This is a genomic window from Pseudomonas sp. SD17-1 (assembly GCF_029201585.1).
Classification (GTDB): domain Bacteria; phylum Pseudomonadota; class Gammaproteobacteria; order Pseudomonadales; family Pseudomonadaceae; genus Aquipseudomonas; species Aquipseudomonas palmensis.
Window position 1 is genome coordinate 5,619,148 of record NZ_CP104044.1, and the last position, 16,112, is coordinate 5,635,259.

At 64.9% G+C, this 16,112-nt stretch carries 19 protein-coding genes; 9 read left to right on the forward strand and 10 right to left on the reverse strand.

Annotated elements, in window-relative coordinates:
- Positions 1–42 precede the first annotated feature (42 nt).
- The 3 genes from spoT to N0B28_RS25740 are packed head-to-tail and all read left to right on the forward strand — an operon-like array spanning position 43 to position 3,347.
- The gene (gene spoT / locus N0B28_RS25730) at positions 43–2,151 is read left to right on the forward strand and encodes a bifunctional GTP diphosphokinase/guanosine-3',5'-bis pyrophosphate 3'-pyrophosphohydrolase (RefSeq protein ID WP_043861568.1); all 2,109 of its coding nucleotides are present in this window, start codon (positions 43–45) and stop codon (positions 2,149–2,151) included.
- A gap of 23 nt (positions 2,152–2,174) precedes the next feature.
- Positions 2,175–2,555: a RidA family protein gene (locus N0B28_RS25735; RefSeq protein WP_043861567.1), complete on the forward strand. Its 381-nt coding sequence runs from the start codon at positions 2,175–2,177 to the stop codon at positions 2,553–2,555.
- Between the two features lie 57 nt (positions 2,556–2,612).
- Positions 2,613–3,347: a hypothetical protein gene (locus tag N0B28_RS25740; protein WP_043861566.1), complete on the forward strand. Its 735-nt coding sequence runs from the start codon at positions 2,613–2,615 to the stop codon at positions 3,345–3,347.
- 12 nt (positions 3,348–3,359) lie between these two features.
- Here N0B28_RS25740 and N0B28_RS25745 read toward each other — a convergent pair whose 3' ends face one another.
- Positions 3,360–4,217, reverse strand: a complete 858-nt coding sequence (locus N0B28_RS25745; protein WP_196932049.1) for an SDR family oxidoreductase — start codon at positions 4,215–4,217, stop codon at positions 3,360–3,362.
- A 196-nt stretch (positions 4,218–4,413) separates the two neighbouring features.
- On the opposite strand from N0B28_RS25745, the gene exbB reads away from it, so the two are divergent.
- The 6 genes from exbB (at position 4,414) to N0B28_RS25775 (ending at position 11,150) form a co-directional block, all read left to right on the forward strand.
- Positions 4,414–5,403, forward strand: a complete 990-nt coding sequence (exbB, locus tag N0B28_RS25750) for a tonB-system energizer ExbB (protein WP_043861564.1) — start codon at positions 4,414–4,416, stop codon at positions 5,401–5,403.
- Positions 5,404–5,406: 3 nt separating this feature from the next.
- A complete protein-coding gene (exbD, locus tag N0B28_RS25755) occupies positions 5,407–5,832 on the forward strand; it encodes a TonB system transport protein ExbD (RefSeq protein ID WP_043861563.1) in 426 nt (141 codons plus the stop codon).
- Positions 5,829–6,572: an energy transducer TonB gene (locus tag N0B28_RS25760; RefSeq protein WP_043861562.1), complete on the forward strand. Its 744-nt coding sequence runs from the start codon at positions 5,829–5,831 to the stop codon at positions 6,570–6,572. Before exbD ends, N0B28_RS25760 begins: the two co-directional genes overlap by 4 nt.
- 94 nt (positions 6,573–6,666) lie before the next feature.
- The gene (locus N0B28_RS25765) at positions 6,667–7,587 is read left to right on the forward strand and encodes a hydrogen peroxide-inducible genes activator (protein WP_043861561.1); all 921 of its coding nucleotides are present in this window, start codon (positions 6,667–6,669) and stop codon (positions 7,585–7,587) included.
- A 9-nt stretch (positions 7,588–7,596) separates the two neighbouring features.
- Complete coding sequence (gene recG / locus N0B28_RS25770; RefSeq protein ID WP_275729573.1) at positions 7,597–9,672, forward strand: ATP-dependent DNA helicase RecG; 2,076 nt, start codon at positions 7,597–7,599, stop codon at positions 9,670–9,672.
- Positions 9,673–9,749: 77 nt separating this feature from the next.
- Positions 9,750–11,150 (forward strand): aminoacyl-tRNA deacylase and HDOD domain-containing protein, encoded by a 1,401-nt coding sequence (locus N0B28_RS25775; protein WP_043861559.1) that lies wholly within the window; start codon positions 9,750–9,752, stop codon positions 11,148–11,150.
- Between the two features lie 24 nt (positions 11,151–11,174).
- On the opposite strand, the gene N0B28_RS25780 is transcribed toward N0B28_RS25775, so the two are convergent.
- The 9 genes from N0B28_RS25780 to N0B28_RS25820 all read right to left on the reverse strand — a co-directional run bounded on the left by N0B28_RS25780 (position 11,175) and on the right by N0B28_RS25820 (position 16,040).
- Positions 11,175–11,552 carry a helicase gene (locus tag N0B28_RS25780; RefSeq protein WP_043861558.1) on the reverse strand — a complete coding sequence of 126 codons (378 nt, stop codon included), beginning with the start codon at positions 11,550–11,552 and terminating at the stop codon, positions 11,175–11,177.
- 110 nt (positions 11,553–11,662) lie between these two features.
- Entirely contained in the window at positions 11,663–12,520 is an 858-nt protein-coding gene (locus tag N0B28_RS25785) for a hypothetical protein (protein ID WP_147303847.1), read from the reverse strand.
- Positions 12,517–13,218 carry a hypothetical protein gene (locus N0B28_RS25790; RefSeq protein WP_058541948.1) on the reverse strand — a complete coding sequence of 234 codons (702 nt, stop codon included), beginning with the start codon at positions 13,216–13,218 and terminating at the stop codon, positions 12,517–12,519. The genes N0B28_RS25785 and N0B28_RS25790 overlap by 4 nt, the downstream gene beginning before the upstream one ends.
- The gene (locus N0B28_RS25795) at positions 13,209–14,189 is read right to left on the reverse strand and encodes a sel1 repeat family protein (protein WP_147303848.1); all 981 of its coding nucleotides are present in this window, start codon (positions 14,187–14,189) and stop codon (positions 13,209–13,211) included. The genes N0B28_RS25790 and N0B28_RS25795 overlap by 10 nt, the downstream gene beginning before the upstream one ends.
- Positions 14,186–14,737 carry a hypothetical protein gene (locus tag N0B28_RS25800; protein ID WP_052504257.1) on the reverse strand — a complete coding sequence of 184 codons (552 nt, stop codon included), beginning with the start codon at positions 14,735–14,737 and terminating at the stop codon, positions 14,186–14,188. The genes N0B28_RS25795 and N0B28_RS25800 overlap by 4 nt, the downstream gene beginning before the upstream one ends.
- Entirely contained in the window at positions 14,734–15,090 is a 357-nt protein-coding gene (locus N0B28_RS25805; protein ID WP_043861556.1) for a hypothetical protein, read from the reverse strand. Before N0B28_RS25805 ends, N0B28_RS25800 begins: the two co-directional genes overlap by 4 nt.
- The gene (locus tag N0B28_RS25810) at positions 15,087–15,413 is read right to left on the reverse strand and encodes a hypothetical protein (protein WP_274096881.1); all 327 of its coding nucleotides are present in this window, start codon (positions 15,411–15,413) and stop codon (positions 15,087–15,089) included. Before N0B28_RS25810 ends, N0B28_RS25805 begins: the two co-directional genes overlap by 4 nt.
- Positions 15,413–15,625, reverse strand: a complete 213-nt coding sequence (locus N0B28_RS25815; RefSeq protein WP_078481444.1) for a hypothetical protein — start codon at positions 15,623–15,625, stop codon at positions 15,413–15,415. Before N0B28_RS25815 ends, N0B28_RS25810 begins: the two co-directional genes overlap by 1 nt.
- Complete coding sequence (locus tag N0B28_RS25820; protein WP_274096882.1) at positions 15,615–16,040, reverse strand: hypothetical protein; 426 nt, start codon at positions 16,038–16,040, stop codon at positions 15,615–15,617. The genes N0B28_RS25815 and N0B28_RS25820 overlap by 11 nt, the downstream gene beginning before the upstream one ends.
- Positions 16,041–16,112 lie beyond the last annotated feature (72 nt).

Consider the following 16,112-nt stretch of genomic DNA (forward strand, 5'->3'; position numbering starts at 1 on the left):
TTGTACGGCGCAGGGCCCACTTTCTCGGCAGGAGCTAACATCGTGCCGAGCATAGACGCCCTCGCCGATCGCCTCTCGACCTACCTCGGCGCCGACCAGGTCAACCTGGTACGCCGGGCGTATTTCTACGCCGAACAAGCCCACGACGGCCAGCGCCGTCGCAGCGGCGAGCCATACGTCACGCACCCGCTGGCGGTGGCAAGCATTCTTGCCGACATGCACATGGACCATCAGAGCCTGATGGCCGCCATGCTGCATGACGTGATCGAAGACACCGGCATCGCCAAGGAAGCCCTCAGTTCCCAATTCGGCGAAACCGTCGCCGAACTGGTCGATGGCGTCAGCAAGCTGACCCAGATGAACTTCGAGACCAAGGCCGAAGCCCAGGCCGAAAACTTCCAGAAGATGGCCATGGCCATGGCCCGCGACATTCGCGTGATCCTGGTCAAGCTGGCCGACCGCCTGCACAACATGCGCACCCTGGAAGTGCTGTCGGGCGAAAAACGCCGGCGCATCGCCAAGGAAACCCTCGAGATCTACGCCCCCATCGCCAACCGCCTGGGCATGCACACTGTGCGCGTGGAGTTCGAGGACCTGGGCTTCAAGGCCATGTACCCGATGCGCTCGGCGCGTATCTACCAGGCAGTCAAGCGTGCCCGCGGCAACCGCAAGGAGCTGGTCAACAAGATCGAGGAATCGCTCAGCCACTGCCTGGCCGTGGACGGTATCGAAGGCGAGGTCAGCGGGCGGCAGAAGCACATCTACGGCATCTACAAGAAGATGCGCGGCAAGCGCCGCGCCTTCAACGAGATCATGGACGTGTACGCCTTCCGCATCGTGGTCGACAAGGTCGACACCTGCTATCGCGTGCTCGGCGCCGTGCACAACCTGTACAAGCCGCTGCCGGGGCGCTTCAAGGACTACATCGCGATCCCCAAGGCCAACGGCTACCAGTCGCTGCATACCACCCTGTTCGGCATGCACGGTGTGCCCATCGAGATCCAGATCCGCACCCGCGAGATGGAAGAGATGGCCAACAACGGCATCGCGGCGCACTGGCTGTACAAGTCCAGTGACGACGAGCAGCCCAAGGGCACCCATGCCCGGGCGCGCCAGTGGGTCAAGGGCGTGCTGGAAATGCAGCAGCGCGCGGGCAACTCGCTCGAATTCATCGAAAGCGTGAAGATCGACCTGTTCCCGGACGAGGTCTACGTGTTCACGCCCAAAGGCCGCATCATGGAGCTGCCAAAGGGCTCCACGGCGGTCGACTTTGCCTACGCGGTGCATACCGACGTCGGCAACAGCTGCATCGCGTGCCGCATCAACCGCCGCCTGGCACCGCTGTCCGAACCGCTGCAGAGCGGCTCGACGGTCGAGATCGTCAGCGCCCCGGGCGCACGACCGAACCCGGCCTGGCTGAACTTCGTGGTCACCGGCAAGGCGCGCACCCATATCCGCCATGCCCTGAAGCTGCAGCGCCGCTCCGAATCGATCAACCTGGGCGAGCGCCTGCTCAACAAGGTGCTCAACGGTTTCGACAGCGCGCTGGACAAGATCCCCCAGGAGCGCATCCAGGCCATGCTGGCCGAGTATCGCCTCGAAGTGATCGAAGACCTGCTCGAAGATATCGGCCTGGGCAACCGCATGGCCTACGTAGTGGCCCGCCGCCTGCTCTCCAGCGAAGGCGAGCAGTTGCCCAACCCCGAGGGTCCTCTGGCCATTCGCGGCACCGAGGGCCTGGTGCTCAGCTACGCCAAGTGCTGCACGCCGATTCCGGGCGACCCGATCGTCGGGCACCTGTCGGCGGGCAAGGGCATGGTGGTGCACCTGGAGAACTGCCGCAACATCAGCGAAATTCGCCACAACCCGGAAAAATGCATCCAGCTGTCCTGGGCCAAGGATGTCACCGGCGAATTCAATGTCGAGCTGCGCGTCGAGCTGGAACACCAGCGCGGCCTGATTGCCCTGCTGGCCAGCAGCGTCAACGCCGCCGACGGCAACATCGAGAAGATCAGCATGGACGAACGTGATGGCCGCATCAGCGTGGTCCAGCTGGTGGTCAGCGTGCACGACCGTGTGCACCTGGCCCGCGTGATCAAGAAACTGCGTGCCCTGACCGGGGTGATTCGCATCACCCGCATGCGCACGTAGCCCTCCCCCTGCAAGGAGTCACCATGACCAAGACCGTCATCACCAGCGACAAGGCCCCAGCGGCCATCGGCACCTACTCCCAGGCGATCAAGGCCGGCAATACCGTGTACATGTCGGGCCAGATCCCGCTGGACCCGAAAACCATGGAGCTGGTCGAAGGCTTCGAAGCCCAGACCGTACAGGTGTTCGAAAACCTCAAAGCCGTGGCCGAAGCTGCCGGCGGCTCGTTCAAGGACATCGTCAAGCTGAACATCTTCCTGACCGACCTGAGCCACTTCGCCAAGGTCAACGAGGTCATGGGCCGCTACTTCGAACAGCCCTACCCTGCCCGCGCCGCCATCGGCGTCGCTGCGCTGCCACGCGGCTCGCAGGTTGAAATGGACGCGATCCTGGTCCTCGAGTAATACCTCGCGCGGCGGGCCGGCCGGCTCGCCGCCGCACTGTTCTGGAAGGACCCCGCCATGCGCCACGCGCTTGCCCTGGCTCTGGCCGCCGCACTGTTGAGCGGCTGCGCCAGCCACAAACCCGAAGACTACAACGGCATCTGGATCAACCAGCAGGCCATCGATGCTGCCGCCAAAGGCGTGAGCCTGCGCAAGGCGCTGCAGGACAGCGGCGGCAACCTGGAATGGAAGGTCAACGTCGCGGCCGAACAGGCCAGCTACACCAACGGTTTCGAGATCGTCGAAGGCCAGCTCAAGGCCGGCGAAAAACAACGGGACGTGGTATTCCCGGGCAATGAGATACAGACGTTGAGCCTGGATGGCGACGAACTGGTGCAGCACGCCACCCCGATGGCGCCGCAGCACAGCTTCCAGAAGGCCAGCTCTCCCGCCCCAATGGAAGCCCGCACCGGGACCACCTTCGAGCAGGCGCTGTACGGCGCCTACCTGAAGGGTGACTGGAAGGTGATCGAGGGCCCTGGTCAGGGCAATGTCGTACGCTTCGGCGACACGGGCAGTGTCGAGGGCCTGCCCAATCTGGACCGCTACGCACTGTGCCTGGCCGGCGACTGCGCCAGCATGAGCGGCGAGTACGACAGCCTGTGGCTGGAGCGCAACCAGCAGGGCAACCCGTGGATCTTCAAGCGTGATGGCAAGACGCTGGAAATCCTGCGTGCCCTCAACAGCGCCCAACCAGACGAGATGCCGCAGCTGTATCCCGGCGCCCGGCAATGGCTGCTCGAGCGCGACTGATCGGGTGAGCCCTCAGGTTTGCGCCGCCAGAATCGCCGCGTAGCCTTCCTTGTAGCTCGGGTACTGTGGCACCCAGCCCAGTGCCCGGGCACGCGCATTGCTGCAGCGCTTGCTGCCGGTGCGCCGCACACGCTGCTGCTCCGACCAATGCGTGACGCCCATGTACTCGCGCAACCAGGCCACCACGTCGGCCAATGGCGCCGGCGCATCGTCCACCCCGATGTAGCAGTCCTCCAGCGCACGCCCTGCCGCATCGGCCTTGAGCAGGAAGGCCAGCAGCCCTGCCGCGTCCTCGGCATGGATGCGGTTGCCGTACAGCGGCGGCTCTTCGGTCACCCGATACCCCTGGCGCACCTGGCTGAGCAGCCATTCGCGGCCCGGCCCGTAGATACCGGTCAGGCGCACGATGCTGGCCGGAATGCCGCTGGCCAGTGCCAGCTGTTCGGCCTGGAGCATGACCTGCCCCGAGTAACCTGACGGCAAGGTGGCGGCGGTTTCATCGATCCACTCGCCGTCCTGCTGGGCGAACACACTGCTGCTGGACACGAACAGCAGGCGCTGCGGTCGCTGGCCACGCTCGGCCAGCCAGCCCAGTACATGCTTGAGGCCCTGTACATAAGCCGCCTGATAGCCCGCCTCGTCATGCTGGCTGGCGGCCACGCAGTACACCAGGTAGTCGGGTGCGACCAAAGGCCAATCGGTCGGGCACTGCGGGTTTTCCAGGTCTGCCGCGATGCCGGCAACCCCCGCGGGCAAGGCCGCCACATTTCTGCGCAAACCGCTTACCGACCAGCCAAGGCCCAGCAATTGCTGGGCCAGACGGCCACCCACATCGCCGCAACCGACGATCAGAACTGAAGGCGAAGACATCCGCACACTCCGTCAGACAAAGCCACAGCCTATCTGTGGAAATCGATAGGCGGCTAGTTAATATGCAAAAAAAGATACTGTGTATCTTCTGTTAACAAGAATTACTTGCAATAATGGCCGCCCAAATTTTGTTCTCGGCCCGACTCGAGGCCTGGAAGGACAACCACCCATTTCTTCTTCATCAGGTCCGGCCAGCATGACACGTATTCAACCTTCCGCTTCGCCAACCCTGTCGCGCGCCTGGCGCGCCATTGCCGCGCTGATGTTCAGCCTGGTACTGGCCCCCGCCGCCATGGCCGATGAGCCCGCCGCACAGAACGCCACACCGGCCGCCGCCGTTGCCCCTGCCGATGCTACCCCGGCCGCACCTGCTGCCCCGGGCGCCGAGCCTGCGGATGCCGCCGCCGCGCCGGGCGCTGCCCCTGTCGAAGGCCAGGCCGACGACGCCACCCAAGCGCTGGTCGAAGACACCAGCCTGGGCATGGCCCACGACCTGTCGCCATGGGGCATGTACCAGAACGCCGACATCGTGGTGAAGATCGTGATGATCGGCCTGGCCATCGCCTCGCTGATCACCTGGACCATCTGGATTGCCAAGGGCTTCGAACTGATGGGCGCCAAGCGCCGCCTGCGTTCTGAAATCGCCCTGCTGAAGAAGGCCACCAGCATCAAGGACGCCAGCGAAACCGCCGACAAGCCCGGCACCCTGGCACACCTGCTGGTGCACGATGCCCTCGAGGAAATGCACCTGTCGGCCAATGCCCGTGAAAAAGAAGGTATCAAGGAGCGCGTGAGCTTCCGCCTCGAGCGCCTGGTCGCGGCCAGCGGTCGCAACATGAGCAGCGGTACCGGCGTGCTTGCCACCATCGGCTCCACCGCTCCGTTCGTCGGTCTGTTCGGTACCGTGTGGGGCATCATGAACAGCTTCATCGGCATCGCCAAGACCCAGACCACCAACCTCGCGGTGGTTGCACCCGGTATCGCCGAGGCCCTGCTGGCCACCGCCCTGGGCCTGGTTGCCGCGATCCCCGCAGTGGTCATCTACAACGTCTTCGCCCGTTCCATCGCCGGTTACAAGGCACAGGTTTCCGACGCTTCGGCGCACGTGCTGCTGCTGGTCAGCCGCGACCTGGACCACCAGCCAGGCGAGCGTTCCGCTGCGCCACACATGGTGAAAGTGGGGTAAACCATGGGCCTGCATCTTAACGAGGGCGGCGACGATCTCGCCGAGAACCACGAAATCAACGTCACGCCGTTCATCGACGTGATGCTGGTACTGCTGATCATCTTCATGGTGGCGGCGCCCCTGGCCACGGTCGACATCAAGGTCGACCTGCCGGCCTCGACCGCCAAGCCCGTGCCCAGGCCGGAGAAGCCGGTGTTCCTCAGCGTCAAGGCCGACCAGAACCTGTACGTCGGCGACGATCAGGTGCAACGCGACCAGCTGGGCGCGGTACTGGACGCCAAGACCAAGGGCGACAAGGACACCACCATCTTCTTCCAGGCTGACAAGGGCGTCGATTACGGCGACCTGATGGAAGTCATGAACACCCTGCGCGCAGCCGGCTACTTGAAGGTCGGCCTGGTGGGACTTGAGACGGCAGCCAAGAAATGACCAATACGCGGCATAAACTGGCGCGCTACGGCGTCAGCCTGGCGATTGTGCTGGCCGTGCATGCCGTTGCCGTGGTGCTGATGCTCAACTGGTCGGTGCCCCAGGCAATCGAACTGCCGCCTGCGGCGATGATGATCGAGATGGCGCCGATGCCCGAGCCGGCCCCACCACCGCCGCCGAAGGTCGTGGCCCCGCCACAGCCGCCGACGCCGGTCGAGGAGCCACCACTGCCCAAGGTGGCAGAAGCGCCCAAACCGAAAATCGCGATACCCAAGCCACCGCCCAAGCCCAAGGCCAAGCCCCAGCCTCCGAAACCGGAGAAAAAACCGGAGCCGCCGCAGGACAAGCCGGTCGACCAGGAAACCGTGGATTCCCCGCCAAGCAACGCTCCGGCGCAGAAATCCGCAGCACCGGCGCCAAGCATCGCCGCCAACAGCAATGCCCTGCCGACCTGGCAGAGCGACCTGTTGCGTCACCTTGGCAAGTACAAGCGCTACCCGGAAGACGCGCGTCGACGGGGCCTGCAGGGCATCAACCGGCTGCGCTTCGTGGTCGACGCCGAAGGCAAGATCCTGTCGTACTCGCTGGCCGGTGGTTCAGGCAGCGCGGCACTGGACCGGGCAACCCTGGAAATGATCCGCAAGGCTCAACCCGTGCCCAAGCCGCCTCAGGAACTGCTCAACAACGGCAGTATCGAAGTGGTCGCGCCGTTCGTGTACTCGCTGGACAAGAAACGCTGAGTTGTTTGTTTCTGTCACACGCACGCAAGTCTGATAACGTGCGTCTATCGATTGCAGCCGCTATGCTGGGCTCGCAACTTCATGGACGCACGTTATGACCCTCACAGAATTGCGCTACATCGTCACCCTCGCTCAGGAACAGCACTTCGGCCACGCGGCCGAGCGTTGCCACGTCAGCCAGCCGACCCTGTCGGTGGGCGTGAAGAAGCTGGAGGACGAGCTGGGCGTGCTGATCTTCGAGCGCAGCAAGAGCGCGGTGCGCCTGACCCCGGTCGGCGAAGGCATCGTGGCCCAGGCGCAGAAGGTACTGGAGCAGGCCCAGGGCATCCGTGAACTGGCCCAGGCCGGCAAGAACCAGCTGACCGCGCCGCTCAAGGTGGGGGCCATCTATACCGTCGGCCCGTACCTGTTCCCGCACCTGATTCCGCAACTGCACCGGGTTGCCCCGCAGATGCCGTTGTACATCGAAGAAAACTTCACCCATATCCTGCGTGACAAGCTGCGCAACGGCGAGCTGGACGCGGTGATCATCGCCCTGCCGTTCAATGAAGCCGACGTGCTGACGCTGCCGCTGTACGACGAGCCGTTCTACGTGCTGATGCCCAGCGAGCATCCCTGGACAAAGAAAGAGACCATCGACGCCAGCCTGCTCAACGACAAGAGCCTGCTGTTGCTCGGCGAAGGCCACTGCTTCCGCGACCAGGTGCTGGAGGCCTGCCCGACCCTGACCAAGGGCAACGACGGCGCCAAGCACACCACGGTGGAGTCCAGCTCGCTGGAAACCATCCGCCACATGGTCGCCTCGGGGCTGGGCGTGTCGATCCTGCCGCTGTCGGCCGTGCATAGCCATCACTACGCGCCGGGCATCATCGAAGTCCGCCCATTGAGCCCGCCGGCACCGTTTCGCACCGTGGCGATCGCCTGGCGCGCGAGCTTCCCGCGGCCCAAGGCCATCGAGATTCTGGCCGACTCGATCCGCCTGTGTTCGGTGGCCAAGCCACCCGCCGCACCTTAGGGCCCGAGCATGACCGAGTTGTCGAAGGTGTCGGTCACGGCACTGAAGGGCGTTGGCGAAGCCTTGGCCGAGAAGCTGGCCAAGGTTGGCCTGGAGAACATCCAGGACGTGTTGTTCCACCTGCCCCTGCGCTATCAGGACCGCACCCGCGTGGTGCCGATCGGCGCCCTGCGCCCGGGCCAGGATGCAGTGATCGAAGGCGTGGTCAGTGGCACCGACGTGACCATGGGCAGGCGCCGCAGCCTGCTGGTGCGCCTGGGCGATGGCACAGGTTCGCTGAGCCTGCGCTTCTACCACTTCAGCAACGCCCAGAAAGAAGCGCTCAAGCGCGGCACCCACCTTCGCTGCTACGGTGAAGCGCGCCCCGGCGCCTCGGGCCTGGAGATCTACCACCCCGAGTACCGCGCCCTGACCGGCGACGAGCCGCCCCCGGTCGATACCACCCTGACCCCGATCTACCCGACCACCGAAGGCCTCACCCAGCAGCGCCTGCGCCAGCTGTGCCAGCAGAGCCTGGGCCTGCTCGGCCCGCGCAGCCTGCCCGACTGGCTGCCGCTGGAACTGGCACGCGACTACCAGCTGGCACCGTTGGCCGATGCTATCCGCTACCTGCACCACCCGCCGGCCGATGCCGATGTCGAAGAACTTGCCGTGGGCCACCACTGGGCCCAGCACCGCCTGGCCTTCGAAGAGCTGCTGACCCACCAGCTGTCGCAGCAGCGCCTGCGCGAGAGCCTGCGCGCCCAGCGGGCCCCGGTGTTGCCCAAGGCGAGCAGGCTGGCGGCCCAATACCTGGCCAACCTGGGCTTCGCTCCAACCGGCGCACAGCAGCGCGTGGGCAACGAGATCGCCTACGATCTCAGCCAGCCCGAGCCGATGCTGCGCCTGGTGCAGGGCGATGTGGGTGCCGGCAAGACAGTGGTCGCCGCGCTCGCAGCCCTGCAGGCACTGGAAGCCGGCTACCAGGTGGCGCTGATGGCCCCCACCGAGATTCTTGCCGAGCAGCACTTCGTCACCTTCAAGCGCTGGCTCGAACCGCTGGGCATCGAAGTCGCCTGGCTGGCCGGCAAGCTCAAGGGCAAGGCGCGCACTGCCGCGCTGGAGCAGATCGCCGCCGGCGCGCCAATGGTGGTGGGTACCCATGCGCTGTTCCAGGAAGAGGTGAAGTTTCACAACCTGGCCCTGGCGATCATCGACGAACAGCACCGCTTTGGCGTACAGCAGCGCCTGGCCCTGCGCCAGAAAGGCGTGGGCGGCCAGTTGTGCCCGCACCAGCTGATCATGACTGCCACGCCGATCCCGCGCACCCTGGCCATGAGCGCCTATGCCGACCTCGACACCTCGGTGCTCGACGAGCTCCCGCCGGGGCGTACCCCGGTCAACACTGTACTGGTGGCCGACAGCCGCCGCATCGAAGTGGTCGAGCGCGTGCGCGCCGCCTGTGCCGAAGGGCGCCAGGCCTATTGGGTATGCACCCTGATCGAAGAGTCCGAAGAGCTGACCTGCCAGGCCGCCGAAACCACCTTCGAAGAGCTCACCAGTGCCCTGGGCGAGTTGCGCGTGGGGCTTATCCACGGGCGCATGAAGCCGGCCGAGAAGGCTGCGGTGATGGCCGAGTTCAAGCAGGGCAACCTGCAACTGCTGGTGGCCACCACCGTGATCGAGGTGGGCGTGGACGTACCCAACGCCAGCCTGATGATCATCGAGAACCCCGAACGCCTTGGTCTTGCCCAGCTGCACCAGTTGCGCGGGCGAGTCGGACGCGGCAGTGCGGCCAGCCATTGCGTACTGTTGTATCATCCGCCACTGTCGCAGATCGGGCGTGAACGCCTGGGGATCATGCGCGAAACCAATGACGGCTTTGTCCTTGCGGAGAAAGACCTGCAACTGCGTGGCCCGGGCGAAATGCTCGGGACCCGCCAGACCGGCCTGTTGCAGTTCAAGGTCGCCGACCTGATGCGCGACGCCGACCTGCTGCCGGCGGTGCGCGATGCTGCACAGGCCCTGCTGGCACGCTGGCCGGACCACGTCAGCCCGTTGCTCGACCGCTGGTTACGCCACGGGCAGCAATATGGCCAGGTGTGACGTACCTCCCATGTCGACGCGGGCCGCCCCCATCGAGCCGGCTATACTGGCCGCTGAAAAAATACTGGATACAGACCATGACTGAAGTTGCCCTGGATACCGCAACCCCCCACACACCGTCTGTTATCCGGTTGCTGCTCGACAAGCTCGGCATCGCCTACCGCGAGGTCATCGACCACCCGCAGCTGGCGCCCGAGGCCAAGGTCCAGGCCGTGCTGCTCGACGACGCGGTCGGTGCGCTGATGGTGCTGTTCCCGCAGAACCAGCTGCTGGACCTCAGCCACCTGACCGAGCTGACCGGCCGCAAGCTCACCGCCGTGCCGCTCGAGCGGCTCGAACTGATGCTCAAGAAGCACGGCCTGACGATCCTGCCCGCCATTCCGGCGCTGACCAGCTCACCGTGCCTGTACGAGGAGCGCCTGCTCAAGCAGCCGGCCCTGCTGATTCATTCCGGAACCCCCGGCCTGCTGCTGGAAATCCACAGCGAGCACTTCAGGAAGATGCTGGCCAAGGCCAGTGCCGGGCATTTCGGTGTAATGCTCAGCGAGATCCGCCCCAACCTCGACCGTCCGGCCGATGACAGCAAGGAGATCACCGAGGCGGTGCAGGCATTTACCGCACGACGCATCCAGCAGCGCCTGGAATCGACCATCGAGATCCCGCCGCTGGCCGAGACCGCACAGAAGATCATCAAGCTGCGGGTCGACCCCAACGCCACCATCGACGACATCACCGGTGTGGTCGAGACCGATCCGGCGCTGGCCGCGCAGGTGGTCAGCTGGGCCGCCTCGCCCTACTACGCCTCCCCCGGCAAGATCCGCTCGGTGGAAGACGCCATCGTGCGGGTGCTGGGCTTCGACCTGGTGATCAACCTGGCGCTGGGCCTGGCCCTGGGCAAGACCCTGAGCCTGCCCAAGGATCACCCGCAGCAGACCACCCCCTACTGGCAGCAATCGATCTACACCGCCGCCGTGATCGAGGGCCTGACCCGCGCCATGCCCCGCGCCGAGCGTCCTGAGTCGGGCCTGACCTACCTGGCCGGGCTGCTGCACAACTTCGGCTACCTGCTGCTGGCGCATGTGTTCCCGCCGCATTTCTCGCTGATCTGCCGCCACCTGGAGGTCAACCCGCATCTGTGCCACAGCTATGTCGAGCAGCACCTGCTGGGCATCAGCCGCGAGCAGATCGGTGCCTGGCTGATGCGCTTCTGGGACATGCCCGAAGAGCTGGCCACCGCCCTGCGCTTTCAGCACGACCCGCATTACGCGGGCGACCATGCCGCCTTCCCCAACCTGGTGTGCGTGGCGGTACGCCTGCTGCGCGCGCGCGGCATCGGCTCGGGGCCGGACGACCGCATCCCCGACGCGTTGCTGGAGCGCCTGAACATCAGCCGCGAGAAGGCCGAGGACGTGGTGCACAAGGTGCTTGAAGCCGAATCGCTGCTGCGTGAACTGGCGTCACAGTTCACCCCGCACTGACAACCTGAAGCCTGGGCGCTGCGCTCAGGCTTTCTTCTTGCGCGGCATCAGGTACTTCATCAGGCCCTGGAACCAGATCACCAGGGCCGGGTTGCCCTTGATCTGGATCGACTTGTCCTGAATCCCCTGCATGAACGCCAGCTGCTTGTTCTTGGCCTGCAGCGTGGCGAAGCCGTAGGCGGCATCCTTGAAGGCAATGGCGAACGCAGGCTCGGCATGGGTGCCACCCTTGCTGCGGATGCGCTGGTTGCTGACGATGAAGTGCCGGGCGACCTTGCCGTCGAGGGTCTGCAACTGGAACACCAGGTCCTTGTCCTTCAGTTGCTGCTGGAACGCCGGGTTGTTGCGGCTGGCCCGGGCCATCAGCAAACCCATGGCCCAGAGCAGAAAACGAAACTTCATATGCGCCCCTAGGCGAAAAGTGACTGAGGGGCGCAGTTTAGCTTTTTTGCGACCAAAGGCTACAGCCGACTTCGCTTTGTTGAAGGCGACTGTATGTCAGGGTGTGCGGCCTACCGGTTGGGGTCGGCAGCCGGTACCGCATCCAGGCGCAGTTGCACCCGTGACGGAATCTTCTGCGCCGCGCCGGCCTCCAGCATCTGCTGGCGATAGCGCGCGTAGTAAGGGCCGGCTTCGCGCGAGTTGCCGTAGCCCCAGAGAATGTCGGCAATGTTCAGCTGCAGCGCCCGACGCCCCTGGGCAAAGGGCTCGATGGCGCGATAGATGCGCAGCATCAGGTTGGGGTTCCAGTCGTCGCCGATCAGGTAGCCCATGTCGTTGTAGCCGGGCACGTTGTCCTGGGGCGCATGGCAGGCCATGTAGGAATCCAGGCCCATGTACACCTCTTCGGCCAGTACGGCGTGACGCGCGGGTATCTCGCGGTTCTCGCTGCTGTGCAGCAGGCCTGCGACCTTGGCCGGCTTGATGGTTTCCAGCTTGGTAGCCCAGGGCAGCTTGTTCTCCGGCTGCCAGGCGCCGTTCTGCCAACGGCCCACGCAGTACTGAGCCAGCCGCGTGGCCATCACACAACCGGTGTCCATCGCCACCATGTCGCAGCGCAGCGTGGGGGGCGTGAACTGCCGCCCCGACTGGCGCAGGCGGTAGAGCATCACGAAGCGCCCGTCAGGCGACACTGCCGAAGCGTCGCCATCGATCGCATCCCGCGCAAACTCGTGCGGGTACAAGGTGAAGCTCTTGCCATTGGCGCCTTGCCACTGCACCGCATGCCAGCCGTTCTCCTCGGCGCTCCATTTGGAGAACGAAAGCTTCGCCCCGCCTGCGCCCTCGATGGTTTTTTCGGCAGGTACTGCGGCATGGGCAGTGCCTGCCAGTGACAACGCCAAGGCAACGGCGTGAGGGGTACGCTTCATTTCGAACCCTTGAAGATGAGGTTGAGAAAGTGACGGTGCAGCTGCGCATTCGCGCCGATGGCCACCAGGGTCACACTGGCAGACAGTGTGCTGTAGAACAGCGCCCGCAGCGGATGCTCGGGCCACAGGTAGAAGCCGATGATCGCCGCCATGAACACCGTGGCCTGTACCTTGCCCCACACCCGTGGCAGCAGGGCGATCAGCAGGTTCATGCCGACGAAGAACCAGAACACCATGTACATCGCTATGCCAACGGCTACACCGCGCGACGTCAGCCCGCCGGCGTACTGCTTGTACCAGCTCACCAGCGTGCCGTTGAGCGCCACGTAGGCCACCACCGCAAACAGGTGCACCACTATCGGCAGCACCCAGCGCAGCAACTGGCGATGGGTGACCGGGCTGTCGCCACGCCAGTGTTCGGGCAGTGGCGCCAGCCCGGGCGACGGAGGCTGGTGGTCGATGTGCGCCAGATACTCTGCCCAGCCACGCGGTGCGTTGTGGCGCAGCAGGTAGGCCTGCTGGCGGGCCTTGCCCAGGCGCAACCAGAACGGCCACCAGCAGTAACGCCAGTAGTGTTCGAAATCGCCCTGCAGGCTGCCCAGCCCCTGCGGGTCGAGCTCGGGAAAGCTGACCCAGGGCGCGGGCGGGCTCAGCGTCGGGTCTTGCAGGCATTCGCGCCAGTTGTGGGCTACAGGCATGGCTGGTCCTTGTCGGCGCGGGCGCCGCGTTTGATCATCTCCTGGGCATTGAAGTCCGCCCAGTCTGCACCGTGCGCCACCGCCTCGGTGTAGCAGGCCAGCGAGCGTGCCGGTTGAGCGGGCACGATTTCACCGCGCGCATACACGCTGCCCAGCTCGTTGAAGGCATTGCCCGAGCCCATCGCGGCGGACTGACGCAAGGCGTCGAGGGCCTTCTGCGGGTGTTTGCAGGTGTTGTCGTCGGGGCGGTACTGGCCCTCGTCGCAATAGAAGCTCGCCAGCATCAGTGCCCCTTCAGGGACAGTGGCCGACGACAGGCGCAGCAACTGCTCCAGGCGCTGGTTGCTCAGGCGCGGCGCCATGCCCGACAGGCTGATTGCCGCAGCGCTGTAGGCAGCGTAGGCAGAGCCCTGGTCCACGGCATCGAGGTAGCTGTTGAGCGCAGCGATGAACAGCTGCTTGTCGATGGGCTTGATTTCACCCTGGCCCAGTTGCTCGTAGGCATCGCCGCGCAGCAGCGCACGCACGCCGGGGGCGGCATCATCGCGGGTTTTCACGCTCTTGAGCGCGTCGCTCGGCGACCAGTCCTCGACCCGCGCCAGCGCCCAGCAGTCGGCCTGCTCGAAGATGAATGCCTGCAACACCTCGCCGCGCTGGTCGCGCAGGTAAACCCGGTCGGGCAGCGCGATTTCACGGATCAGACCGTTGGCCGCCACCCGCTCCGACGACAGCTGCGAAAGATCAGGACGCAGGGCTGGCTCGAGCTTGCGTACCACCGGTTGCGGCCCCTCGGGCCCGGCCTGGAGGCGCTGCTCGACCAGGGTATGGGCGGTAAAGTCGGCCTGCAGCTGCGCATCCTCGGCAAACGCCTTGAAAAACATCGCGAAGTCGCGGCTGGGGCAAACCGGCGCGGCCTGCGCCAGCGCACTTGCCAGCAGGCCGGCCAGCAGCATCGGGATACTCGACTTCATGGCTGATACACCGGAGGCGGGTTGATGTAGTACTCGGTTTGCGTGCAGGGGTAGTCGCTGACCCACACCAGCCACAGCCACAGGTCCCAGAAGTAGCGCACCAGGTGCTCGGGTTTGCGGCAGCGGGCCTGTTCTTCGGCCACGGTGTAGTCGGTATTGGCGATGAAGCTGTTGAGCCAGTGCGGCTCCCATTGCGGCATGGCGATGTCGAAATGTCGGTCGCGCTTGTTGAAATTGATCCAGTAGATGCCCACTTCGGCTTCATCCTCGAAGTCGCGCATGTCCAGCGACTGCAGGTCGTACAGCGGCGTGCGCCAGACCTCGCCCGGGCGCTCGCGATCGGTCACGCGCATGTAGCCCATGCCGCCGAAGGGTATCAGCCAACTGCGCGCCGGCACGTTCTGGAAACGGTAACGCCCCGACTCGCTGACGAACGAGGTCTGGCCGGGTGCCTCGATCAGCGCGTGAATCTGATAGCCCACCCACGCCAGCACGCCCAGCACCACCAGCCAGCGCCACAGTTGCTGCTTTACGGTCGGGCTGCTCATTTACGCCTCAGCCAGTGCGAGATCAGCACCGCCGACAGGCTGAGGCCGCCCGCCAGGCAACTGAAGAAGTACGCCCGCACCGGGTGCTCGGGCAACAGCCACCAGAGGATCAACACGATTTGCGCGGCCACCAGCCAGTACTTGAGCTTCCAGTTGGTCAACAGGGGCAGCACCACATTGAGCGGCACGAACACCCACATCACCAGGAACACAATGCTGCCGGAGGACACGCCACGGGCGGTAAAGCCGCCGTAGTGGCCCTTGTACCAGTCCACGGCAATATCGTTGAGCACCCCGTAGAGCACGATGGCCAGTGCATGCAGGGCGACATTGATCAGCAGTTGTCGCTTCATTTGGGCGGCGTTCCTTGCAGCGCATTGCACCAGCTGCGCACATCGTCACGGTCGAACGCCGGGCAGTGATTGTCCTTGGCGATATAGCGATAGGGGTGAGCGGGCTCATGCGTGAAGTGGTAGTAGTAACGGTCGTCCTCGCCGTACAGCCAATAGTTCGATGAGCCCTGGGACACCTGATACGGCTCGAAACTCAGCAGCGACGATTCGGCGGGGATGAAGTTGTCGCGGTCCATCAGCAGCATCAGCAGGTTGCCGAACAGCGGCGTGCCCACCCCCAGCGCCAGCACGGCCACCAGTATCACCCCGATTACTGCCTTCATCACGGTACCTGGGTATTCATGCAGTAGGTGCCCACACCGTGCAGCAGCACCACCGACAACAGGCAGCCAAACGTCAGCAGCCTAACCCAGCGCGTGTTGCGCTGGCGCTCGCCGAGGTTCAGCAGCAAGGCGAACAGGCACAGGATGGCCAGGCTGCCGAACAGGTTGCTGTCGGCGAGACCTGCCAGGTAATTCTTCAGCTCAAGATCCATTGCACAGGCGCCTTTGCGCCGCCAGCAGCAGCGCGGTCAGGGTGACGAAAAAATAGCCGGCGCCCAGCAGGTAGGGCACAAAGGCCACCCACATCAGCATCAGGCCCAACCCGGCGATACGACCGGTGAGCAGGTAGACCAGGCCATACAGCACCCAGGGCAGTGCGTAGAAAGGGACGCACCACAACGGCGCCCACCACAGGTGCCGAGGCGCCAGGTGCAGGCGGCGGCTGGCCCACAGCGCGAACAGGGGGTAACCAAGCAGGCCGAAGCCCAGCAGGTAGATTTGCAGGAACGGCTCGAAACCGGCCACGCGCAGGCCGTACTGGTAGACATCCAGGCACAGCAGCGAAACCAGGCATACCCAGGGTAACCAGACGTAGAAGCGATAGGGGGGCGCACAGCTCACAGGCATGAGCCGAACGATTCGATGAATGATGAGTTGCCCATGCCGCTCCCTCCCTGGAACACCGCCGCGCGGGTGTGG